This is a genomic window from Phycisphaeraceae bacterium, from assembly GCA_020851465.1.
Classification (GTDB): domain Bacteria; phylum Planctomycetota; class Phycisphaerae; order Phycisphaerales; family Phycisphaeraceae; genus JADZCR01.
In genome coordinates this window covers 121,264-145,239 of sequence record JADZCR010000001.1, presented here as the reverse complement: position 1 = coordinate 145,239, position 23,976 = coordinate 121,264, and the positions used below count along the sequence as shown (strand labels likewise).

Annotated in this window: 16 protein-coding genes; 12 read left to right on the top strand and 4 right to left on the bottom strand. The window is 57.6% G+C overall.

The window, feature by feature from the left end; genetic code table 11:
* Window positions 1-71 precede the first annotated feature (71 nt).
* A complete protein-coding gene (locus tag IT444_00540; GenBank protein ID MCC7191241.1) occupies window positions 72-3,128 on the top strand; it encodes a discoidin domain-containing protein in 3,057 nt (1,018 codons plus the stop codon).
* 42 nt (window positions 3,129-3,170) lie between these two features.
* Here the strand turns inward: IT444_00540 and IT444_00535 are convergent, their stop codons facing one another.
* Both IT444_00535 and IT444_00530 read right to left on the bottom strand, forming a co-directional pair.
* Entirely contained in the window at window positions 3,171-4,631 is a 1,461-nt protein-coding gene (locus tag IT444_00535; protein ID MCC7191240.1) for a hypothetical protein, read from the bottom strand.
* A gap of 12 nt (window positions 4,632-4,643) precedes the next feature.
* Entirely contained in the window at window positions 4,644-5,456 is an 813-nt protein-coding gene (locus IT444_00530; protein ID MCC7191239.1) for a creatininase family protein, read from the bottom strand.
* Between the two features lie 213 nt (window positions 5,457-5,669).
* Here IT444_00530 and IT444_00525 point away from each other — a divergent pair, with 213 nt between their 5' ends.
* Entirely contained in the window at window positions 5,670-7,037 is a 1,368-nt protein-coding gene (locus tag IT444_00525; protein MCC7191238.1) for a serine/threonine protein kinase, read from the top strand.
* A 30-nt stretch (window positions 7,038-7,067) separates the two neighbouring features.
* Here IT444_00525 and IT444_00520 read toward each other — a convergent pair whose 3' ends face one another.
* Entirely contained in the window at window positions 7,068-8,141 is a 1,074-nt protein-coding gene (locus tag IT444_00520; GenBank protein ID MCC7191237.1) for a hypothetical protein, read from the bottom strand.
* Window positions 8,142-8,447: 306 nt separating this feature from the next.
* Here IT444_00520 and IT444_00515 point away from each other — a divergent pair, with 306 nt between their 5' ends.
* Together IT444_00515 and IT444_00510 are read left to right on the top strand one after the other, a co-directional pair.
* Window positions 8,448-9,149, top strand: a complete 702-nt coding sequence (locus tag IT444_00515) for a GntR family transcriptional regulator (protein MCC7191236.1) — start codon at window positions 8,448-8,450, stop codon at window positions 9,147-9,149.
* Between the two features lie 87 nt (window positions 9,150-9,236).
* A complete protein-coding gene (locus tag IT444_00510; protein MCC7191235.1) occupies window positions 9,237-10,154 on the top strand; it encodes a type II secretion system protein in 918 nt (305 codons plus the stop codon).
* 71 nt (window positions 10,155-10,225) lie between these two features.
* Here the strand turns inward: IT444_00510 and IT444_00505 are convergent, their stop codons facing one another.
* Window positions 10,226-11,419, bottom strand: a complete 1,194-nt coding sequence (locus tag IT444_00505; protein MCC7191234.1) for a hypothetical protein — start codon at window positions 11,417-11,419, stop codon at window positions 10,226-10,228.
* 261 nt (window positions 11,420-11,680) lie between these two features.
* On the opposite strand from IT444_00505, the gene IT444_00500 reads away from it, so the two are divergent.
* The 8 genes from IT444_00500 (at window position 11,681) to IT444_00465 (ending at window position 23,963) form a co-directional block, all read left to right on the top strand.
* The gene (locus IT444_00500; protein MCC7191233.1) at window positions 11,681-12,742 is read left to right on the top strand and encodes a terpene cyclase/mutase family protein; all 1,062 of its coding nucleotides are present in this window, start codon (window positions 11,681-11,683) and stop codon (window positions 12,740-12,742) included.
* Window positions 12,743-12,787: 45 nt separating this feature from the next.
* Window positions 12,788-13,858 carry a MoxR family ATPase gene (locus tag IT444_00495; GenBank protein ID MCC7191232.1) on the top strand — a complete coding sequence of 357 codons (1,071 nt, stop codon included), beginning with the start codon at window positions 12,788-12,790 and terminating at the stop codon, window positions 13,856-13,858.
* On the top strand, window positions 13,827-14,849 hold the full coding sequence (locus IT444_00490) for a DUF58 domain-containing protein (GenBank protein ID MCC7191231.1): 1,023 nt from the start codon (window positions 13,827-13,829) through the stop codon (window positions 14,847-14,849). Before IT444_00495 ends, IT444_00490 begins: the two co-directional genes overlap by 32 nt.
* A gap of 4 nt (window positions 14,850-14,853) precedes the next feature.
* Window positions 14,854-16,995, top strand: coding sequence for a BatA domain-containing protein (locus tag IT444_00485; GenBank protein MCC7191230.1), 2,142 nt, complete (start codon window positions 14,854-14,856; stop codon window positions 16,993-16,995).
* Between the two features lie 61 nt (window positions 16,996-17,056).
* A complete protein-coding gene (locus tag IT444_00480; protein ID MCC7191229.1) occupies window positions 17,057-19,513 on the top strand; it encodes a hypothetical protein in 2,457 nt (818 codons plus the stop codon).
* 2 nt (window positions 19,514-19,515) lie between these two features.
* Window positions 19,516-21,744, top strand: coding sequence for a hypothetical protein (locus IT444_00475; protein ID MCC7191228.1), 2,229 nt, complete (start codon window positions 19,516-19,518; stop codon window positions 21,742-21,744).
* A 65-nt stretch (window positions 21,745-21,809) separates the two neighbouring features.
* The gene (locus IT444_00470) at window positions 21,810-23,261 is read left to right on the top strand and encodes a hypothetical protein (protein ID MCC7191227.1); all 1,452 of its coding nucleotides are present in this window, start codon (window positions 21,810-21,812) and stop codon (window positions 23,259-23,261) included.
* A gap of 87 nt (window positions 23,262-23,348) precedes the next feature.
* Window positions 23,349-23,963 carry a hypothetical protein gene (locus IT444_00465; protein ID MCC7191226.1) on the top strand — a complete coding sequence of 205 codons (615 nt, stop codon included), beginning with the start codon at window positions 23,349-23,351 and terminating at the stop codon, window positions 23,961-23,963.
* The last annotated feature ends 13 nt before the right edge of the window (window positions 23,964-23,976 follow it).

Genomic DNA, 23,976 nt, shown 5'->3' with positions numbered 1-23,976 from the left:
TTCGCGCGATCACATGACCGTTAATCCGTCGGTATTGTCACTTCCACTATAGCTCTGACAAAGAGGTTGCCATGTCCACCCTGCGCCGCACGGTTTCTGTATTTGTGATCGTATTTTTCTGTATGACCTGTTCCATCTCTGCCGAACCGCTCAGGCTCGCCGCCGGTGAAACGCACGAGATCAAGCTGCCGTTACCGTCCGCACACTCCGCGGCGCTGAGGATTCATATTTCCGAGGCCGACTTTGGCGGGGCCTCGCTCCAAGTGCGCTTCAACGGTAAGGACCTGGTTCCCTATCACGCCTTTGGTGGTGACACACGGTACGACAACGTGAAAGGTAAGCCCGGCCTCCACCCGCCGACAGCCCGGATCGAAGCCAACTATTCGCTTATCAAAGAGTGGACGCAAGCGGAGAACACGATTGTCATCACCAACGCTGGCCCAGGTCACGTCACCATCAGCGAGATCACGCTTGTACCTTGCTCCGCACATGACTTGCCGCGTTACGAAAACTCCATCTATTTCGACTTCGACGTTTGGCGTCAGGCGAGCGTGATGCACCCGGGCATCAACTGGTATCTCGATTCAATGCTCCTTGGGGTCATTCCAGGGGGCGGTACGCAGATCATGAACTACAGCGGGCCTGAGTCGATCAATCAACTTAAGCTCGCCGCCGAGGACGCCCGTGTGAACTGGGGGTTTAAGCGTTCCACGTTTTATTCCATCTGGCACCTCGCCAACGGAGCCAAGGCGTGGGGGCAGTTTATTGACGTTGACCACAATCCCGCGACACCCGTGATCTATGCACCTGACGGCAAGGAACTGACTACGACGGGAAAGATCCACGTTCAGTTTGCCAATCCGCCGGAAGTTCCAGCCGGCACCGAGATCGCGCTGATCAAACCCAATGGCTATCTGGACGCGCTTAAGCCGGGCATTGATGGGCTGCAGGCATACTCGAGCGACTACAACTTCACCTGCGAGCAGTGGGGGCCGCGCGGACAGGGCTTCGGCCGGTGGTGGGGGGACAACCTTGCCGCTCAGGGCTACGACGCGAAGAAGTGGGCGGATAATTACCAGACCGAGTTCAGCAAGGTGACCGGTTATGCTCACGAAAAAAATCCTGCCTCTCCGGTGTGGGCTCCGCACTGGTGGATTCCCGACATCCGATTCCTGCTTTACGACACGGCAATCGCCCGCAACATGCCGATGCGTGATATGACCGACGGCATGATGACGCACTATTACAGCTTTCCTTTTGCCGGCTACACAAAGGAAGGCAAACCGGTGATGGATGATGACAAGTCGCGTCCGGCCGTCGCACAGCCGGAACTGCAATACCCCGGAGGCAAGTTTGAGACGCCGGACTGGGAAAGGTCGCGGCCTTACATGGGAACGAACGTGCTGATTCCTGAGATCGCAATCGACTGGAATCGTTATCGCTTGAGCCGAACGGAGAAAGATTTGTTGCCGTCGATCGATAAGACGACGCATCGCTGGCGTGATGGTCGGCCGTTCACGTTTACCGCCGGTTTCGATGGTGACGAACAGGCATATAACAATGAGACCTGTGTTTACGACCGTAACTACAGCGCGCCGGCACCGTACCAGTTTCTTTACGCAATGTTCAGCTATTCGCTGTTACCGAGCGGTGCCGGCGAGTCGAAAGAATTTGCAATCACCCGCACTCTCCCGCTGACACCGGAGGCGAAACCGACGGACGACATATTTTCCGAAGTCCAGATACCCATTAATAAATACGGCGATTGGGTAGTGGGTGCGGCAGGAACACACCGGCTCAAGACCAGAGATCCTCTTTATGGTGATATGTTCGGCTACACCGGTTTCGAGCAGGCGACCACCGGCGACTACATCTGGCTCAGCGGTATCAAGGAGCGACATCATCGTAAATCCGGTGCTGACGCATGGAATCTGGTACGGCGGACCTGTTATGCGTTCGTCACCGCCGATCGTGTGTATCCCGCGATTGTGAATGATGCCGACACGCAGAATCTTTTTGTCAAGACGCTGTTGATCAAACAGGCGGGACGTGACGTGATCGCGATTTATGCGGTGAATTTTCACGGTCAGCCGCATCAACTCGATATTTCACTGCCGACTGCCTGGGCCGGTGTGACAGTAGCGCAGGTCTTCGACGAGAAGGCTGCTGATTGGGCTGACGCACGGGAAATAAAGTGGGATGCGGGAACATCCGTGCTGCAGGTGAAGGCGAAACTGCCCGCCGGCTCGCCCTATGCGATGTTCATTTATCCTCCGGCAGGTGAAGCGGGTACCGCATTTACCCGGCTTGCGACGCCGCACCCAGCCTCACCCTGGGGTAATCAAAATGTGACGAGCCAGGCTGTTGAACTCAAATGGAGCAACAGCAACGAGACAGCAGGTGTGAAAGACGGCTCGGTAAGGTATGAGATTCAACTGGCGCGAGAGATGCTCTTTCGTTCGCAGGATATGGTGTTGACGCAAGGTGATTGCGCTGACACTCATTGGAAGGTGGCTGCCAGCCTTGTTCCGAATCAGCGCTACCACTGGCGGGTGCGCGCGATTGACGAAGATGGCAACTCAACTCCGTGGTCAAAGCCGGAATCCTTCTGGTACCAGGCTGGCGCAGGCGCATCTCCGGTTGCGGTGTCCGGGGATTGTCCCGCCATTTCCGCAACACCTCCGCGTGCGGAGCAACAGCCTGATCTGAAACCGTTCACTGACTCAGATAATCTGGCACATACAGGCATGCCTTTTTCGTATCCGAATTACTGGGAAGGCGCAGCCGAGGCATGCGACGGTTTTGCCTTGAGCGCATGGATGCCCGATCAAACCGACCCCAACGAAGGCCGCAAGCCCGAATTTCCAGCTTGGTGGGCTGTGAGGTTTGACGACCAGCAGACCGTTACCACTGTTTCCTTGCTCTGGACTGAAGGCAATATCGGAAAAGATTTCGCCATACAAACCTGGGACGGCAAATCGTGGCAAACAGCACGCAGCGTCAAGGGTAATACGGCTGTTCGGTCGGATATGTCACTTGATGCGCCGATCAGTACCCGGGCGGTGCGCGTGTGGATCACAGCCCCTGAAAAAGAGACCGCCCACCTTGCGGAGGTTTACGTGAAATAGGAGAGCGGTCGGGTTTTTCCGTGAGATTGGAAGCCCGACTGCCTAGCGCTTTTTGCGAGGCTTGATCGCTCGCGAGGGGCCGTGTGTGGGTGACTCCCATACCGGCCCGTTGGAAAGTATCCGCTCTTTCATGGCCTTCCACTCTTTCGATTCGTCATTGGCCCACGTGTCGAGACGCACACCGCGTTCACAGATCGGCACGTTGCCAGCCCAGCACTGTGTCCAGAATCCATAGGGTCCATACTCACCGGGGTACCAGATTTTTTGACCGCTGGGGCGAACAATGGCGTAGATCGCGTCGGCCTGTGCCTTTTCCGGTCCCTTGACCTGATACTTCATCGCTCGCTCGTCGAACTCGATACCAAGACCCGGTTTGTCGGGCACAGTGATAAATCCACCCTCGACCTTGAGCGGATTTTTCACCAGTTGATCGACGTACATGTTCATGCAGGTGACAGCCGGCCATTGTGCGTTCTGGAGCACAGCTCCCAGGTGCATCGCCATCGTGGTAGTCCACGCGGTACCCACAAGCTGGAGCCAGAACATCTTGTTGGCTTCCTGACAAAGATGACCGGCGCGGGTGACGGTGGAAGCTCCGCCGCCGACCACGTAGCCGTCGCACATATCGTGGTGAAGATTGCAGACCACGTCGCGACCGACATAGTGCAAAGCAATGGAACTGCGTAGCTGGGCACGGATACGCTTATTACCCTCGATGTCCCCGCGTGGGATCGGCTCTTCAAAAATGGCGACATTCTTCCAGGTGTCTAGCTCTCGGAGCACGGGCAGCGCGTGTGACGCATTGACGAGGTGTTCGTTGAAGTCGTAATCGAACTTGAAATTATCATCGACCTCCGCAGCAGAGAGGCGAATCTGCTCGAATACATCCCACCAGGGGCGAGCCTTCTGTTTGAAACTGGTGTAACCGTTTTTGACCGCGGCGCGCGTCTCGCTGGCGTAGTCCTCCGGCGACATGTCGATTCCCCACCAGGAGATCGGGCAGTGATCGCGGTGTTTCTGGCCGAGCAAGCGATGAACCGGCACGCCGGCTGCCTTACCCGCCAGATCAAACAGTGCCATTTGCAGGCCGGCTCCGAGCGAGTCGTCCCACATAAGTTCGAATACGTTGCCGCCTTTGGCACGCTCGATCGCAGCCTGCGAGACTTTGCCCCAGGTGTAATTGGGCAGCGTCTCACCCATGCCGACCATGCCGTTTTCCCCCGTGACACGGCACATTTCACAGATGCGCCAGCCGTGTTGCTGACGTTGCATGTTTCGCTGCGGTATGGGATGGAACGGCACATCAAGCCAGAAGATTTCAATATCTTTGATTCGCATACCCACTCCCTGTAATCGTGAACCTCCAGACGCCTTTGGGCGCACCGGCGTTGGTCGCGGCGATTCATTTCCCCACGATCCGGTATTCATGCCGGGAATCAGGGGTGTCTGACCGGCGACGCCGTATTCAATACTCTTCGTAGTTGGCTTCTTGCGGTTGCTCATATGCGGTTGACTTTATCTGCGGGATTTTTTGGTACGTCGGTCGGAAGCAGCAGTTGAAGCGGAATGACGTTTTGTCGATCCCGGCCACGCTGCTTCGAGCATCACTTTGTATTCACCGATGGTCACATCCAAAATGCGCTGTCCTTTGCGCGGCGTCGCCAGTGTCGGACGGCCAAAGACACCGCGCTTCGTCATGACATGGAACGGTCGCGCCCACGCTGCGCTCGACCCGCCGAGTAAATCGCCCTTAAATGGCGAGACATCGCTGGCGGGGCCGTCGTCCTGGGCTTTCTTCATGTTCACGAGGTCGGGGTGAAGAACCATCATCACGCTGGTCTCGAACTCACATGCGTGACCGACGCTGGGATAAGCCCCTTCGACCAACGGTTTGAGCTTTGCCGCAGCAAGCTGAAACCAACTGACGAAGATGGTCTGAGCGTCGGGCCAGTGAATGGAAGCTTTTTCTGCGATGACTCCGCCGACGGAGCGGTTTCCGCCGTGCGAGTTCGTAATGAGAAATCGCTTGAAACCGTGGCGGTACATCGACTCAATGACTTCGAGAGCTACCTGCTTAAAAGTCTCGTGTGTGAGCGTCAGCGTCCCACCGAAAAACATGTGATGTTCGCTGCATCCGAACTTCAACATGGGCAGCATCAGCAGTGTTTCCGGGCACTCCGCTTCGAGCAGATCCACGATGCCCTGACCAATAAACGAGTCGGTACCCACGGGTAGGTGCGGTCCGTGTTGCTCGATGCTGGCAAGCGGCAGGACAACAATCGTGTCACGGGAAAGAGCCATGACCTGTGCTGCTGAGAGTCGATCCATATACATGAGAGGGTTCCGAAAAGTAGGTTTCCGTGAGGGTGGAGAACTCCAGACTTCACGGAGATGAACTGGGCAGTATAACCAAGCAGATTTTTAGGACAGGGTATGAGATATCAAAGCACTCACCCGCATGGAGTGGTTGCGAACATGTTGAGCCACCTCCGTTAAGATGTCCCCGCCGCGTCGATTAGGTCGCGGCATGGATGATTAGTCTTGGCGGGAAGCAGCACAACCAGTTCGATTTCCAGCGGCAGCGTCGGGGCCGCGGGTGATCCTCGCCCCTCGAAAGGCGATAGCTATATCCGTGCAGTACGGGCGGGTGTATTTGAGCATGATCCTGAGTTCCGGGACCGTAGCCGCTTTTTACCGCCGCTTTTTCCAGGTGATGTATCGGGTCATGCGAGTCACGCGGAATCCACGTCATCAGCCCCGCTGGATTACGTGTTCGCCAGCACCGGGCAGCCATCGCTGCCGCAGGATGTTTTCAACCGCTTGCGCTGGGGCGGTCAATTCGTCTTTGTATCGCGCAGCGAGCAGGAGGTAGTTGAGCTGGCTACGAAATATCGTGACCGGCGCGGCTTTATTGTCGAGCGTGAGCCAGCCTCGATGCGCATGCGGTTTCTCGGTTTACCTATTCCCGGTCTGGGTAAAGTGCTGCATTATTTTGCTGCGCGGAAGATTCTGCTCATTCAGCCGGGGCAGACGACGGAGCGGTTTACCTATGACGTCCGTCTGGTGAAATGCCCTCCGCCGCGCACCGGCTATGCGGTACTTAAGCAGATTCCAGAGCTGGATAATGTCATCGGTCGGTTGCGCGAGCGGCTGCCTGAGGCGTCGATGGACACGATCGTCAAAGGTGCCCGCAAGCTGGTCGAAAAAATATTTCCGGTGTTTCTGACCCGCGAAGCTGCATTTTTGTCGATCCTCCGCCGCGACCTGCCTGCTCCGTACAACGCGCGTGTACCGCAGATTATCGACTTGCAAAAAGACTCCAACGGCTTTGTACGCAAACTCTATCTTGAGTGGTTGCGCAACGGCAGCGCGCCGCTTACACAGCTTGAGTTTGCCCGGCAGAGCGCGGAGCTTCTGAGCGTTCTCCACGATCAGGCTCGCGTAATCCATCTCGATTTGCGACTTGATAACTTCGTCATCACCCCCAGAGGGGTTGGATTCATCGATTTTGGCTCGGCAGTGCGGGTGGATGAAAACCTTTCCGAAAATCCAATGCTTCGCACGCTCTTTGACGAAATGATGACCACCTCGCAGATTCAACGCGATCTGGGCAAGATGATGCGCCGCGGCAAAGTCACCTCACGCATGATCGTAGATAGCCATCAGAAGGTGGACAAAGGCGTGGATATTTTTTATCTGGCTCTCCAGATGAACGACCCGCACAGTAACCCGGATTTTGAGGGCCTGGTGGCATACCGACCGGATAGCCGGGAAGCCAAGGCACTGGCGGCACTGACGGCCGAGGTGCTCAAGCCCGACGACCCCGAACATCCGCCTTTTGCTTCCGCCAAAGATATGGTCGCAGCGATCGAGAAAATTGAGCGGAAACTAGCCAACTCGAGTACGTGATCGACGGTCGCTGCGATCCGCGAAAGATCATCAGCGGTACCGTTCAGGATGTGCCTTGGCGTGGTCTTCCAAGCCGTCCATGATGGACGTGCAACTGTTACGCCAGCGTTCCGGCGGCATGTTCTCCGTCACACCCACGAGCAGACCATCCACGCTCGCAAGCGAATCCACCAGATCAAATGCGATTTTTCGGACCTGTTCATCCGAACACAGGTGTTGCGACGAGGGGAAGTTCAGCCACAGAACCTTATTCGGCCAAACCTCCCGCGCCTGCGCCAGCGTCATATCCGAATCTGGCGCGGGAGTGAAAGCTTCCACATAATCGAGGTCGCACTCGGCAATGGCACCGGAAAGTAACTTGCAATCATCATCGAAGTGACAGCCCAGCAGTTTGCCGTGACGATGAAATACCTCCGCGGCTTCGTTGTAGTGGGGCACCCAGTATTTCTTGAAGTTCTCCAGGCCGACGATATCGGGTACCACGTTTCCGCCGTAGTTCGTGTGCCCAGCCGGAGAGGCGGCCACCAGCGGATAGAGCTTTCGGCGTTGGGCGACTACAGCCTCATAGAGTTTGAGAATCTCATCACGATTCTCAAACCACTGCACGCAGTATTCCTCCATGTCGATTAATCCGCCGGTGATGAGCAACTGCATGGGTTCGAGGCCGAGATTCGGCCTGAGAATGAAATCGTTACCCAGTTCCTCCTGTCGGCGCTGAAATATGTCGTAACAAGGCTCGTACTGCTCATCCTCAATGAAGAATCGCAAGGCACGATAATCGTCCGGACTCTTGAAGGGCTTCTCATGCAGCCAGGAAGTGAAACCGCCTGCCTCGGATAGAGACGTCAAAGTTCCCACAGGTGTTTCGTACCACGTTCGCGTAAATTGCCGGCTGCCCTCCCAATAAACCTCTTGCCTCGCTTTGACGTTAGGCCGATGGGTCCGCACCACCGGCACGGAGCGATCAACGATGCACAACCCGCGATTGCGCATTTTTCGCTCATCGACACACTGCGGAATCATGGATTCGTAGATGGAGAAGGGGACGCATTCTGAGTGTCCGCCTCGAAGTGCTGCTTCCACTCGTTGACGCGCGCTGGTCATGATTCATTTCCACCAGAGTTTTCACGGGTGACCGCCTCAGGTTAATTGCGGGTAACCCGTCAACAGCGTACCGCAAGCATTTTTTAGCAGTTGGTGGATTCAACTGGCATGGATGTGAATTTTTGCCGCATCGAAAAGAGACTTTTATATCACGAACAACCAGCCACCAACCCTGAAAAAGTACGGTAATGCCCGAAGGTTATGACGATCAAAACACGATAATTAACAAGTGGATATGAACTATTCACGTCAACGGTAAAAATTATTGACAGTGATGGTATACGACGTATACTTTCTTCCGAAATCATGTCGGTTACCCTTGAACATCGCGCTTACACTCATTTGCGACAAAAGCTGCTCAGTCGTTCCTTGGCTCCGGGTGTCGCTTTGCGCGAAGCAGTATTGGGTAAGGAAGTTGGTGTAAGTCGGACGCCGATGCGTCAGGCGATTCGCCGACTTGAGCGCGAAGGCTTAGTTGTGCAGGTGCCTGGTCTGGGAGCATTTATCAAGGAGCCTAGTGCTCAGGAAATGCGTCAGGCTATGGAAACGCGGTTGGCTCTGGAGCGGGCGTCAGCTGCTTACGCAGCCCGTCGTATCACGCCCGGACTGCTGGCGGAACTTCAGTTTGTTGTTCGTCAGATGCGTCAAGTTGCACGAGTTATTCGCGATGCGGGTGGTTGTGACATATCCGCCACCCATCGGCAGCAGTTCCACGAGCTTGACGAGCGGTTCCATCAGTTTGTGTTGCAGGCCGCGGACAATCAGCAAATGCTTCGCATTGTCAGCGAGATGCAACTCCTTCATCAATTCTTCAGCGGCATGGCTGTGCCTCCGATCACCGGAGCAAACGCAGTCAAACACATCGCCCGCATGTGCAGAGAACACTACAAAATCATGCGTGCGATTGCCGCTGGCGATACGACGCGGGCAGCCCAATCGATGAGCGATCATCTCGAAAGGGCTTTGCAGGATTGGACTCGGTTCATGGACGCCCAGTCCGGTCGTTGATGGAAAAGATTACCGAACGGCAGACGGTCAGATTCAAGACGGATGCACGGTTGATCAGGCGGCTGCGGTGATACAGGGTGACGACCGATGAAAAAACGAACACCAGCGGCGTTTACCTTAATCGAACTTCTGGTCGTGATTTCGATTATTGCGATGCTTGTGGCCATGCTCCTGCCGGCATTGCAGAGAGCACGCGCTACGGTGTTGCGCGTCAAATGCGCCAGCAACCTGCGGCAGATGGGCCTGGGCAACGAAATCTACATGTCCGACTTCAATCGGTGGCTGCTGGGTTACAAAGACTGGTATGGCTTTTCCCCCAACGCGCTGGACATTTACGGCACACCTATTCCATATTGGCGCGATGTCTGGGCTGACAGCATCCGCTGGTGTCCAGCTTTGCTGGGTGACATTAACGTAGTCAAGCCGGATACAGCGCATTACTTTGGACCGCTGGTCACTGACCCCTACGGCCGTAACTGGTCGCAGCTATATTTCTGGAGCGGATACACACGACCAATGCTCAACGGCTGGACCATGCCGATCCTCGGCAGGGATGGTGACGGCAGACTCTATTCCGAGTATCCAGCCCATCAGGGTGATACTTACTCGGTCCAGCCGCTGCGCGATTATGTACGCCCCGAAGTACGCGGTCTGGCGCAGGATCGTTATGGAGCGACACAGGTTTACTATGGTCTGACTTGGGATCCTTCACTCACCAAGCCCATGGCAGCGGACATGATCGGACGCCTGCCCTACGGTTGGATTTCAGCACACAATCGCTTCGGTGTCTGTAAAACGCTCACCGCGGAAGGAATGATTCTGCCCGATGGCGGAAACACCTTGTGGATTGACGGCAGCGTGATCTGGTCTGGACTCGATCTGGCGTCAACATCCCTTCCTGAATATCGTGAGGTCGCCACTCGTCGATCTGGTTACACCACCGAGCATTGGACGTGGGAAACCTTTGGCAGCATCAATGCATATCGCACCCGACCCGGTCGATGACCGAGTTCGACGTCATGCCATGTTTGTGAAGAGAACGGAAGGCGGCTTCTTCCGGTTCGTGGTTGATCACTTCAACCGTACCTTCCGAATCTTTGGACAGCAGCCATCGCCAGTCGCATGCTTGTGAGTCGTGTGCCGTTATTGATCGAACCTGCGGTGGCGAAGACGAGTCCTCGAGAATCTCCCGCCATTCGGAAGTCGCGCAGAAACTCACAGACGATGTTGACGTGTTCATTTCGACTGTAGGTGAATGGTGCCATCTCGCCATAGATGATTGCTTCGGGCAGATGGGCACGGATGTCTTCGACCATGACACGCGGTCCGAAGTTGACCCCCGTCAGCCGCAACTCGCCGAGCAGCGGCAGCAGGTGTCCCATGTCGGAATCGGAGTGTTGATAGCGCAGGTCACCCGGATTGGGTGCATAGCGGTCAAAGATACCTTTGAGGATCGGCCAGCCGAAGAAGCGGTACATCTCCGGTGATAGCAGGCAGGAGTTATCGTCAAAGAAAGAAAATCCACGAGGTGCCGTCACCGGCGTATAGCCTGCTTCGTCGTCCAAGATACGGGCGATTTCCAGCATGACACGCAGGATCGTGTCGCGCAGTCGTTCCGCCAGTGCTGGTCGATCCAAAATCAGATAGAGCAATTCCTCCGCACCGTAAATCGAGGTGGCAAAGGTCACCGGACCACGTTGACTGCGATAAAGTCCGTTTCGAATTCCTCGTGCTCGCAGCCTTGCTTTATGACTCTCCCAGTTTTCCGGCAGGATCAATTGGCGGATATCGCGAGCATCCACGCGATCAAGCAGAGCTTTCAACTCGTCTTCACTGTGAGCGGATGAATGAAGCCACCACGAATTGCCGTGCCAGACGTTCTGAGCTTCGAATACATCATGCAGACCTTTGACGGGTGGATAAGCCAAATCCGGATCGTAGGGTGACTCATCCAGAATGCGCCGGCCAACGATACGCTCCGCCTTGTCGTTGTATTCCTTGAAAACACGGTTGCGCCACTGCGGGTCGTGGTCCAGTTTCCAATGGTCTTCTTCCAGCCCCAGCTCATCAAACACGCACTCGCGCGTCAGTGTCGCACCAAACGCACACTGTGGAATGGCCTTTCCAAACGGATCCTTGCTGGCGATCTGGTCATCCGCCCAGAAGCGATCGAGGTCCAGCGGAGCCAGCCCATCGCGTGATTCCATCTCACTCACCAGCGATTGCACTTCACGAAGATTTTCGGCTGGCCAAACAGAGGTTGCAGACATGACAGAATTTTAGCGATTCGGCTGGCACGCCGGGAATCATGATGCGGAGTACTTTGTTAGTGCGATAAGAGTGCTTCAGATGCTCAAAACCGTGGAACCCGGAGAGCATCGGAGCGTCCAATATTCGGATAGAATCAGCTTTCCCAATCGGGGTGGAATGCCACTCTGAGGAACTCTGATGCTGGCTGGTCGTAAGTAACGACGACGGTTGCGCGGATTGGTTTTTCGGCGGCGCGTCTGTCGAGCGGGTAACGGATAAGCATGATGCGGCGACAAGGTGTGACGCTCGTGTTGACGTGGCTGCTGACAGCGATGCTGTTTACCCAGCAGACGCGGGCGGATGACCTCTATCCGCGTCATATCACGCCGCGCACGCTCAAGGCTGTAAATGCCGGGTTGGAATACCTCGCCAAAACGCAGAATCAAGACGGCTACTGGTCGAACGGAAATGACGGCTCTGCCTATCCGGTGAGCATGGCATCGCTGGCGGGGATGGCATTTCTGGCAAACGGCAACACGCCCACTCGCGGCCCCTACGCGGACAACGTCCGACGAATCGTGGAGTTTCTTTCACGCAACACCACGGAGTCGGGTCTGATCACCGGACCTACTCAGGAGCAAGGCCGGCCGATGTACGGTCACGGGTTTGCACTGATGTTTCTTGCTTCCGTACACGGGATGGAAAACGATGATCGCGTGCGCGAGCGGTTGAAAAAAATCATCATCCGAGCGATTGATCTGACCGCCAAGGGACAGAGTCCCATCGGAGGCTGGACTTATACGCCGGGCGGTGGCGATGAAGGATCCGTCACCGTGACGCAGATGCAGGCACTCCGCGCAGCCCACAATGCGGGATTTACCGTGCCCAAGGGGACCATTGAGGAAGCGGTGCGATACCTCGAACGATGCCGCACTGCGGAAGGCGGCATCGAGTATTCTTACAGCGGCGGCCGCGGCGGCGGGCAAACACGCCTGCCGATTTCCGCGGCTGCCATCGCAACGCTCTACAACGCCGGCGAATACGATTCCAAGCTCGCCAACGACTGCATGGAATACGTCGAGAAACAGTTCAAAATCAAAACCGGCTGGAGCAAGGGTGAAGGTCACGATTACTACACCCATCTGTATGCGGCACAGGCGTTTTATCAGGCTGGTGATAAGCACTGGGACAATTACTTCCCGGCAACACGAGATCAGTTAATCGCCCTGCAAAAACCGGATGGATCATGGAGCGGTGACGGGATCGGTCAGATTTACGGTACGAGCGTTGCGCTAACCATCCTTCAGTTGCCCTACAAGTTTCTACCGATTTATCAGCGCTGATCGGAATGGGATGCAGTGAATCAGCTTTGGGCAGCTAATCAGGAGATAACCTTGACGCAAGCGCAATACGATGCCGACCTTGACGCGCTGAATCGCCTCCGTGCCGGGCGCGACCGAATCCGCGAGCAGATCAGCGGTGTGATCGTCGGCCAGACGGAGGTCGTCGATCAACTCCTGGTCTGTCTTTTCGCTCGCGGACACTGCATCCTGGAGGGTGTACCCGGCCTGGCGAAGACATTGCTGGTGCGCACGCTGGCGCAGAGCTTGTCGCTTGAGTTCAACCGCATTCAATTCACTCCCGATCTGATGCCGACCGACATCACCGGCACCGAGGTGATGTACGAGGATCGAGCTTCCGCAGGCGGCACGGGTGAGCGGTCGTTCCGTTTTCTTCATGGCCCGGTGTTCACCAATGTGCTGTTGGCTGATGAAATCAACCGCACGCCTCCGAAGACTCAGGCCGCATTGCTCGAAGGAATGCAGGAGCGACAGGTCACCGCGGGGGGTAAGCGTTATCCGCTGCCTGATCCGTTCTTTGTGCTCGCGACGCAGAATCCGATTGAGCAGGAGGGCACCTATCCGTTACCCGAAGCTCAACTGGATCGATTTCTCATCAAGGTATTTGTGAAATATCCCGACGCGGACGACGAGCGAAAGATTTACCGTCTGATGACCGGCGGGACACCGGTCGAACCTTCGCCGGTGATGAGCGGCGCGGAAATGCTCCAGCTTCAGGACATCGTCAGGCGTGTGCCGATCAGTGATTTCTGCCTTGATTACGCGATGAACATGATCCGTTCGACCCGTCCGGGTGAGCCGGGTATTCCGAGCTTTGTGAAGGAGTGGGTGCTCTGGGGTGTCGGGCCGCGCGGCGGGCAGTCGCTGATTCTGGCTGCCAAGGCACGAGCAGCACTCGATGGCCGTCCGGAAGTGGACATCGAGGATCTCCGTGCAATGGCCAAGCCGGTACTCCGTCACCGAATGGTGCTCAACTATCACGCCGAAGCGCAAGGCCAGACGCCCGACACCGTGATTGAACAACTCATCCGCGTCACCCCGCTTCAGAAGAGCGGCGAGGAAAGCCATGCCCGAGTCGCCGGCGTACTTAAAGCCTGAAGTCCTCGCACAGATCACGCGGCTGGGATTGCGCGCCCAGCACGTCGTCGAGGGCTCGATCTCCGGTCTGCATCGCAGCCCGCTGCACGGTGTCTCCGTGGAGTTTGCCGATTACCGTGAGTACGCGCCGGGTGATGACCTTAAACGCCTCGACTGGCGCGCTTACGCCCGGTCGAACCGCTACTTCATCAAGCGATACGAAGAAGAAAGCAACCTCCGATGCACCATTTTGCTCGACGCCAGTGCATCAATGCGTTATGGCGGCAAAAGTGCCGCTGCCGCAGCGGGAACCTCGTGGACCAAGTGGGACTACGCCGCGACAATCGCCTGTTCCATCGCCACGATGCTCATTCGTCAGCGTGATGCGGTGGGGCTGGCGATCTTCGACGAAGAGGAGCGGGCATTCCTCCGTGCCGCGGCCACCCCTTCGCAGATGGCCAAGCTCGTCGATGTGATCGAAAAGACTCGACCTCAGCGACAGACGAGTCTGGCGTCGGCTATCAGCAAAGTCGCCGATCAGATCCGCAATCGCGGCTTGGTTGTGATGATCTCCGACCTGCTGACGGACCTCGACTCGTTCTATAAAGGACTCGGCAGGCTCCAGTATCAGGGTCATGAAATCATCGTGATCCAGGTGCTCGATGCCGACGAGATCGAGCTGCCATTCAATGACTCGGTGTTATTCAAGGATATCGAAGGTTCTGAGGAAATCTTCGCGGAGCCTTGGGCATTTCGTAAAGCCTACAAACATGCAATGGAGGAGTTCATTGGTGAAGTCGGCAAACGATGCCGGTTTGGCGGGATCGATCATCTGCTAATCAAGACCAACGAAGACCTGGGCAAAGCGATGAGTTTCTACCTGCATCAGCGTCAGCGATTTGCCGGGCTTCGTCGCGGCGGGAGCATGACCAGCGACCAGCGTTTTGCCCCGCCGGCCACGCCGACAACGTCCCCGCCTGCTACTGCGCCTCAGACGGAAACGGGAGAATAGGCGCATGCAGTTCCTCAGTCCCTTGCTTCTGGGCGGCCTGGTGCTCGCCGGTATCCCGCTGATTATCCATCTGCTTAATCGGCGACGGTTTCAGGTCGTGGACTGGGCGCCGATGCAGTATCTCAAGCTCACGCTGCGCACAAACCGGCGGCGTCTAAAACTCGAACAGTGGCTTCTGCTCCTCGTGCGGATGCTCGTCATTGCAGTCTTGATATTGGCTGTGGCGCGGCCGATGGTTTCGGCAGCAGGTCTTTCGGGCATGTTGGGCGGGCGCGGACGGACATCACGTGTGCTGGTGATCGACGATTCACTGAGCATGGGCTATCGCGCTGAGCCGCAATCCGCATTTACTCAGGCGATCCAAGTCGCAGCGAAATATGTCGAATCCGTCGGCTCTCAGGACACGCTGACTGTCCGTGTTACTTCCATGCCGCAGGCCACGTTGGCCAGGGAATCGCACAAGCAGGCCTTCGCCCAGCTTCAGAAAAACATCAACAGCCTCGAGCTGTCGGACACGCTGAGTAACTGGGGCGCGGTCTTCGAAAAGATCGACGAGGACCTGCGCACCGCGACGTTCCCTTCAAAAGAAGTCACGATCATCACCGACTTGCGAAAAAAAGGTTGGGACTCCGGCGTGACCGCATTCGCGGAGCGATGGGCAGCCGAGGGAGTTGCGCTGCGGATCTTGGATGTTGGTAGTCGGCAGACCGGGAACGTGGCACTGACGGAGTTGCGTCAGGAAGATGCAATCGCACTGCCGGGTTCAGCGGTCAATCTGCGGGCACAGGTACGTAATGACAACGCCGCCGCCGCACCGTCGGAGCAGGCGACGTTGACCGTCGGTTCACAGCAGCGGCCGACGATGCTGCCTGAGCTGCCGCCTGCGGAAACCAGCGTGCTGCCGCTCTCTGTTCGGTTTGATAAACCGGGAAACTTTCCCATCACGCTCGCATTACCCGGTGCGGGTGATCCGCTGACGGAGGACAACACGCGATATGTGGCCAGTGTGGTGCGGGAAAAACTCGACCTGGTGCTCATTGATGGTGAACCCGGTGCCAACCCGTTCGAGAGTGAAACCGATTTTCTGTCGCTCGCGTTCACCGCTGCCAACGACTCCTGGCACGTTGAGCATGTCACCGATCCCGCGTGGCTCACCGCGCCGCGTCAGGAGGCGCCGCCTGATGTAATCGTGCTGGCGAATGTCGCATCTTTGACACCGCAGCAGGCCGGCGCGCTGGATCGTCTCGTCCGTGCCGGCACGGGTGCCATGATCTTCATGGGTGAGCAGGTCGAACCGCTCGCATGGAATGATCGCTTATTCGCCGGCGGCAAGGGGCTGCTGCCCGCACAGCTCGATGGTGTAGTCGATGAGGCGGTCACCGGTCTGGTCGTTGAGCCAGTGGAGACATCGCCGCTGGAGTTGCTGCGGAGGATCAGCACCGCTTCGCTCTCGCGGATCAAGGCGCGGAAATACATGGGTATCACCGTGCCGGATAAGGGTGTCGAGGGCGTGCGCATCCTTGCGCGGTGGAATGGGCCTGACGGCCGACCGGCCGTGGTGGAAAAAATGGTGGGACTTGGCCGTGTCATTCTCCTGACTACCACAGCCGATCGACAGTGGAGCGACTGGCCTATCGAACCGACCTATGTGCTCGCGGTTCGGGCAGCAGCACTCAATCTCACACGAGGCAGCAGCCAGCAGGACAATGTCAGCGTCGGTCAACCGCTGGTGTATGCGTTTCACGGCCCGGATCGCCCGCTTGAACCGAACATCGCTGTGCCTCACCGTGATTCGGTGCAACCGCTGCTCGTTGAACCCGCGGAGGGCGGATTTGTGTTGCGCTATCTTGATACCCGTCGCGCGGGCATTTATCTGATGAGTTGGAAAGACATTCAGGGCAAGCCGCACAGCCATCTGTTCGCGGTGAATATCGATGCAGGTGAAAGCGAGCTTGAGCCAATCGCCGACGGACAACTCGCCGGGCTTATGGGTCGTCTTCAACCCCAGATTGTGCATACCAAGGGTGTTACTGCGGAAAAAGCTCAACAGTCGGGAAAAGAAGTATGGCGCACTCTGGCAACCGCCCTGCTGGCGTTGCTTGTGATCGAGTCGATGCTGGCGGTGTGGGTCGGGCGTGAACGATAGGCGGGCGATGCCGCCTCTGGAAAACCAACCGTGGCGGACTCTGTCCGCTCAGTGAGGAATCGTGCTTCGCAAGCTGTTTGAAATTCTCCTCGGTACCGACAGCGCACCCTGGACCCAGGGTGACAGCGGTTCGTGGCATCTCGAATGGCTTTCACGGCCATCGGGTGACTGGGTACTGGCCATCCTTGTGCTGCTCGCGGTTGCGACGTGGGGTACAGCATGGCTTTATAAAAAGGAAGGCCGCAACCTCACGCTTGCAGTCCGTGGCATGCTCACGAGTTTGCGCATCCTCGCATTGCTGGGTGTGGTGGTGATGCTTCTCGAACCGGTAGTCGTGTTTACCCGCAACGAGTGGCAGCCGTCGAATCTACTCGTGCTCAAAGACGTGTCCGAGAGCATGGACCTCAAGGATGCATATCAGGACAGCTCGCGTGCGGATCATATTGCTGCGGTGTTGAATCTTTCAGGCGGTTCAACACAGGTACGGGACACTCCACGGTCCGCGCTCGTGGACCGTGCGTTGGCTGCGACACTCAAGCAGCGACTGGAGTCCGGCGGAGACAGGCTTTGGCGCGAGACGCTTTTTACCGGGCGGCCGATCGCGGTCGCGGCGACACAGCCGGCGGAACAGGCATCGCTTGATGGCATTGATCGCACATCAACCGGTATTGGAACCACGATCCGCGAGATGATTAACGCTTATCGCGGTCAGCCCATCGCGGGTGTTCTGCTCATCACGGACGGTCAATCCAATACCGGCGAACCTGCTGTCAAGGCAGCCGAATACGCCGGCAGCGAAGGTGTGCCGATCGTGACGATGGCCGCAGGTACCGCCGAGGGACCGCGCAACATCAAGCTGTCGAAGCTCGATGTTGACCCGGTGGTGTTTGTACGCGACACGAACCAGCTCAAAGCCATTGTCGAGTCGCGCGGCATGAATGGCAGCACGGCTACGGTCCTGCTCGAACGTCGCCGTGACGCTGATACATGGGAAGAAGTCTCACGCCAGTCGATCACACTTGGTGAAACCGGTTCGCTGCAAACGGTCGTCTTTGACTTCAGCGAGCAATTGCCGACCCGCCTTGATTTCCGCGTGTCGGTGGTGGATGTAGGCCCGGAGTTGACCGTTGATGACAACACCGCGCTGGCGGAGGTGCGGGTGATTCGGCAGAAAATTCGTGTGCTTCTGATAGCCGGCAGCACCTTCCCGGAAGTGCAGTTCATCCGCAACGCGCTGATGCGCGACAAGGGCATCGACCTGTCGAGCTGGCTCCAGTCTGCCGACGCTGACTACGAGCAGCCCGGTACCTCGCCGATTCGCCGACTCCCGCGCACCCCAGCCGAGCTGAACGACTACGACTGCGTCGTGCTCTACGATCCCGACCCCGAAGGTTGGCCGCAGAACTTTCCCTCGATGCTGGAAGATTTCGTCGGTCAGGCAGGCGGCGGGCTGATCTATGTCGCGGGTGAGCGCATGACGCGGCATCTCTGGGAGCGTCAGGGTGATCCTTCGACGGCATGGGCGTCGATTCTGCCCGTGGTTGTTGAGCCTGGACTTTTTCACAGCGAAGTTTCGGTCAAGATCAGCTCGCGCGAACCGTGGCGGCTGGACATCACCCCCGAAGGACGCAGCGATCCGATTTTTCAATTCGGAGCGACCCCGGAAGAAAACGAAAAAATCCTCGCCAGCCTTCCGGGAATGTATTGGCATTTCCCGGTGACCCGCGCCAAGCCCGGTGCCACCGTATTAGCGCGTCATGGCGATCCGCGTATGCGAAATCAGTACGGTCCGCACGTCCTGCTGGCGACACAACTGGTCGGCCCCGGTCGGACTTTCTTTGTCGGGTTCGACAGCACGTACCGCTGGCGCTACCTCGATGATCAATACTTCGACGGCTTCTGGGCACGCATGATCGACCGTGCCGGACGGAGCAAACAGCTCGGCGGACGCTATCCATACACGCTGACGACCGACCGCGCGACCTATCGCCCCGGCAGTCAGGTCACGTTGTCCGCCCACTTTGTGAATCCGAACGACCTCGACGCAGGAATTGATGTGCTGCACGGAGAAGTGGAGTTTGCCAACCAACCGCCGCTTTCCCTGACGCTGGCTCCCAGGGGAGACGACCGGAGTACGTTTGAATCGACCTTCAGCGTTTCGCGTCCCGGCCCGCACTTGGTGCGTGTTTGGACGGGCGATCGTCCGTCCGCCGCTGACGGTGCGACCGGCGCGACACCTCGTGCAGCCACGCTCCAGTTTCCGGTGGAATTACCCAGCCTTGAATACGACCGCCCAACACAGGACCGGGCGACTTTGGACGCGATCGCCAAAGCTTCCGGCGGGGCGGTTTACAACTTCGAGCAGATTGACGAACTGGCGAACGCCTTCAAGGTCAAACGAGTAGCCCGCGTGCTGGAAGACCGGCAGGAAGTCTGGCACGCGCCGTTGCTGTGGGTGTCGATTCTGGCGGCTATCGTCGCCGAATGGCTGCTTCGTAAAAAATATCGGCTGATCTGAATATGACGACGCTCGACCTCCAATCCGTTGACCTCACCGACCTGCAACGCGGGCTGGCGCGGCGACTCGCGCGCTTCCGTCGGGCGGTAAAATTGCACCTCGCCATCAGCGGTCTGGCGCGAGTGTTCGGCGTGGTGCTGGTGCTGGCGCTGTTGAGCTTCGTAATCGATTACGAATTTCATCTCAATAATGTCGTCACCCGCATCATATTTCTGACAGTCGCACTGGTGATCGCAGGCTATGCGGTGTGGCGGTGGCTCATCCGTCCGCTGCGCGATCCGCTCGACATGATTACGCTGGCGGTGGCGATCGAGGCGGCACAGCGTGAATCCGCCCGCAACAGCCAAACGACCGAAACCCGCGTCCCCATCTCCCAGCGCGTCGCGACCGTGCTTCAGTTGCCTGATCTGCTTGAAGGCGGCTCACCGCCGTCTTCGGCGATGGTGCTCGCTGCTGTGCAGCGCAGCCACGAATCTCTTGCGGACATCGACTTCCTTCAACCTCTTGATCGCAACCGTCAGCGACTGCATCTTGCGATCATCCTGGGCCTGCTGCTGCTGCCGGTGTGCTGGGCAGTGATCTGGCCGGCGACGGCTGGACTCTGGGCGCGAAGGTGGTTCGCCGGCTCCCGTCAACCCTGGCCGCAGAAGACGCATCTGGTCATCGTTGGCCTTGAGGATGGACGGATTGTCGTGCCTCGCGGCGAGCCTTATGTGCTGCGTGTCCTCAATGGTCAGCAGAGCACTTCGCCGGACTCCGTTTGGATCCGCGTGCGCGGCGGTGATACACCGCTGGTCGCCAGCACGATGACGCGATTTGCTGATGGAGATTTCCGACACGACTTCGCCCCCGTGCAGCAGGAGGTGGAGGTGCAGTTGGGTGGCGGTGATGATGCGCCTGACTCCTTTATGCTGTTTCCCGTCGATCGCCCGCGCATCACGCACATCGAACTGATTTCCAAACATCCGACGAATCGTGAGCCGCAGACGCATACGTTCAGTGCTGGTGAATCGGATTTGGCTTTTCTACCCAGGACGAAGCTGACGTTGACGGTCACATCGAATGTGCCGCTCTCTGACGCCAGGCTCAAGCATGCGACGACGCAGCCTGCCGGACTGGAGCGGGTCGATCCGACGCACTACCGGGCCGAATGGATTCACGAGCAGCCGGTCGCACTTCAGATCGAGCTGATTTCCGCACAGGCCGGACTGTCTTCACTCCCTGTACCGATCATGATCGGCCTCAAAGCTGATGCGGTTCCGAAACTGACACTGACTTACAACGGAGTGAAATCGCGAGTCACGCCGATCGCAAAAATCCCGCTGACGGTGCTCGCCAGAGATGACTTTGGTCTCGCCGACGTGCAGTTGGTCAGTCGGCTCACCCCGCCCGACGCAACGGATGTCAATGCTGGCACGCAGACGATTGAAAAGATCTACGGTCCAGTAAAGCCAGCGACTCAACTCGAAGTCCAGGATCAGCGTGTGCTGGAACTGACACCGCTCAAACCTGCAGTGGGTTCGCTGCTGACACTGCTGGCGACGGCCAGTGACGAGCGATACATCGGCGCGCAGACCGGCCAGTCGCGGCTGGTGAGTTTCCGCATCGTCTCGCCGGAGGAATTGTTCCGTGACATCCTCATCCGACAGCAGGGCGACCGTTCGCGGTTCCGTAAAGCACTGGAAGAAGCAGATAAAGTCCGTGAGCAACTCGAAGCGCTCTTGTCGAACGATGCTCTGGACGCAATCGCACGGCAGCACCGCGCGGTGCAGCGTGACGCAGCCCGTGTCGCGGTGAGCATGGCTGAGACCATGACCGAAATGCGGCTCAACGGGCTCGGCGGTCCTGAAGCGTTTGATCTCATGGAGAAGAAGATTCTCGAACCGCTCCGACAGCTTGATGCAGGATTGATGACTCAGCAACGTGAAGCACTTGATGCCATGCTCGGTAACCGGGATGCCAACAAAATCAGTCAGGGTTTGACTTCAGCGATCACCCGTCAGGAGCGGATCGTGGTCCAGATGCGGGACATTCTCAAACAGATGGCTGATTGGGATAGTTTTGTGGATGTTCTGAATCAACTCAACGAGGTCATCAAACTGCAGAATCAGGTGAAACAAAGTACCGATGCCATTCGTCAAAAGGAGGTGGAGGGTCTGTTCAAGGATCATCCAGCTTCCCGGCCGGCGTCTTCGACGCAGCCCGCACCGGTGCCGCCTGGCCAGAAATGATTGAAGGAGGTGCATCAACGGCGTACCATGAGAGACCGTCCGTTGCTGCAAATCAAGGTCACAAAATGATTAAAGGAAACACTCGCCTGTCGCTGATGGTTGCGATTCTCGCGATGTTGTTGTCCTGCTTGGTGTCGCCGGCTCGCGCTGCCGATGCGGTGACGGCGAAGAAGTCGATCGATCTGGCGGAGCAGATCGAGTTTGATCAACAAAAAGCTGAGGCCTACATGCGGGAGCTTCAGGAGCGGATGTTCAAGCTCGCGGAGCTGACCCGTGACCTTGAGCCGCAGGACTCTGCGCGGTTGCTTCTGGCTGTGCAGAAGGCGCGTGAGGAACTCATTGTCGAGCAGATGAAGGACGTGCGGCTGCTGATCGACAAGCGTGAGCTTGCCGCCGCCGTCGAGCAGCAGCGTGATGTGATCCGCAAACTTGAGGAGCTGCGCACGCTCCTGCTCTCGAATGATCTGGACCTGGCGATCAAGCTCGACCGCATCAGGAAGATCGAAGCAATCCTCACCAAGCTGGACCCTGCGATCAAGGAGCAGCTTCGAGAGGCAAAGTTCAGCGATGAGCTTGCGGACAAGCAGGGCAAAGGTGAGGCTGTCGAGCCTGGTGACTTCGAGAATCTCAAAGGTGAGCAGGAGCGAAACCGCGAAAAGACCGAAGCCATCGAGCAGGAGGTGAAGGATCTTGGCCCGGAGTCCCGCGATGCCGCCGGTGATCTGGGTGATGCGGGCAAGGAGATGAAGAGTGCCGAAGGCAACCTTGGCAAGCAGAAAGCCGGTGCTGCGGGAGGCCAGCAGGGCAATGCTGCGAAAAAGCTTCAGGACGCCCGTGACAAACTCAAGAAAGAGCGGGATCAGCTCGTCAACGACATTCAGAAACAGGTCCGCGAACAGATCATGGCCAATCTCACGCAGATTCTGGAGCGCCAGGTGAAGGTGCGCCAGACCACGCAGGCACTGGCACCTAAGGTGCTGGCCGGTGAACGCGAGGCTGTGTTGAGCACGCAGAGGCTGGCTGCGTCAGAGGATCGCATCGTGCAGATGACTGACCAGGCGATTCGGCTGATTCAGGAGACGGAGTTCAGTATTGCGCTGCCGCCAGCCTTGCAATCCATTCAGAGGCGGATGATTTATGTGTCAGGTGATCTTAAGACCGGCCGCGCTAACGACACCGTTATCGCCATACTGAAAGAGATCGAGAAGGATCTCCAGGAGTTGATCGATGCGGTGAAAGATTCCGCCCCGCCTGAAGACGGCGAAAATCAGGAAAACGGAAACCAGCCGGGCGGTCAGGGACAGAACGACGGCAGAAACAAGATGCTCTCGGAGCTGCGCATCGTGCGACTGCTTCAGGTCCGGGTCAACGAAGAGACGCTGGACGTGGATGGCCGCCGAGCGCGTGCGGAAGCCGACCTGCCTCCGGAACTCAAAGAGAAAGTCGGCAGCGTGCGCGAGCATCAATCGCAGGTGCGCAACACGCTTGAGATGATCCAGCGTCGCGTCAAGGAGTAGGGCGGCTGAGGAACACAGGCCGTTTCCTCGTCTTCCGCTCCTGCATGAAGCGCGGGGCAGCTTCTTCGCAGACCACGAAAGGGTGTGATGATGCGAATTGCTTCGAGTGTCTTACTGGTCGTGGTGCTGTTCACGTTGCCCGCCTTTGCTCGCGGCCTCGACGGAGGCGATCAACTCCTGCCCCGTCTCCCGCAACCCAAAATCAAGCCCGGCGATATGGGACTGCGCGGATCACGCGATGCAGATCAGGGCGATCGGATCGGAAAGATCACTCAGGCAATGGACGCGGTGGTAACGGACCTATCCAAAGAGCAGACCGACAAACTCGTGCAGGATAGGCAGAACAAAATCATCAAGGATCTCGATTCGATCATCCGCGAACTGGAAAAACAGACCGGCGGAGGAGGCGGCGGCAAGGGCAGCGGCGGGGGGAAGGGAATGTCCCCTGCGAACCCAAACAGTCCGATGAGAGACTCGAATATCGCCAGCGGGCCGGGTGGGATCGGCGATCTGCACGCACCCAAAGCCAGTCGAAAAAACTGGGCGGAACTTTCTCCCAAGCAGCGTGAGCGGATTCTTCAAGCCACGAGCGAGGGCTTCCCACCCGGTTTCGAGGCGGTGCTTCAGAGTTACTATCGTCGGCTGGCGCAGGAACAGGTGGAGCGCGACGAATCCGCGACTACCCAGCCGTCCGTGCCCTGATGAGGTCAGGAGT

Bases quoted from the DNA above. Each gene is read 5' to 3' on its own strand.
- IT444_00510 (MCC7191235.1), top strand. From the start codon at position 9,237: ATGAAAAAACGAACACCAGCGGCGTTTACCTTAATCGAACTTCTGGTC.
- IT444_00515 (MCC7191236.1), top strand. From the start codon at position 8,448: ATGTCGGTTACCCTTGAACATCGCGCTTACACTCATTTGCGACAAAAG.
- IT444_00540 (MCC7191241.1), top strand. From the start codon at position 72: ATGTCCACCCTGCGCCGCACGGTTTCTGTATTTGTGATCGTATTTTTC.
- IT444_00505 (MCC7191234.1), bottom strand. From the start codon at position 11,419: ATGTCTGCAACCTCTGTTTGGCCAGCCGAAAATCTTCGTGAAGTGCAA.
- IT444_00485 (MCC7191230.1), top strand. From the start codon at position 14,854: ATGCAGTTCCTCAGTCCCTTGCTTCTGGGCGGCCTGGTGCTCGCCGGT.
- IT444_00475 (MCC7191228.1), top strand. From the start codon at position 19,516: ATGACGACGCTCGACCTCCAATCCGTTGACCTCACCGACCTGCAACGC.
- IT444_00530 (MCC7191239.1), bottom strand. From the start codon at position 5,456: ATGGATCGACTCTCAGCAGCACAGGTCATGGCTCTTTCCCGTGACACG.
- IT444_00535 (MCC7191240.1), bottom strand. From the start codon at position 4,631: ATGAGCAACCGCAAGAAGCCAACTACGAAGAGTATTGAATACGGCGTC.
- IT444_00520 (MCC7191237.1), bottom strand. From the start codon at position 8,141: ATGACCAGCGCGCGTCAACGAGTGGAAGCAGCACTTCGAGGCGGACAC.
- IT444_00470 (MCC7191227.1), top strand. From the start codon at position 21,810: ATGATTAAAGGAAACACTCGCCTGTCGCTGATGGTTGCGATTCTCGCG.
- IT444_00465 (MCC7191226.1), top strand. From the start codon at position 23,349: ATGATGCGAATTGCTTCGAGTGTCTTACTGGTCGTGGTGCTGTTCACG.
- IT444_00490 (MCC7191231.1), top strand. From the start codon at position 13,827: ATGCCCGAGTCGCCGGCGTACTTAAAGCCTGAAGTCCTCGCACAGATC.
- IT444_00500 (MCC7191233.1), top strand. From the start codon at position 11,681: ATGATGCGGCGACAAGGTGTGACGCTCGTGTTGACGTGGCTGCTGACA.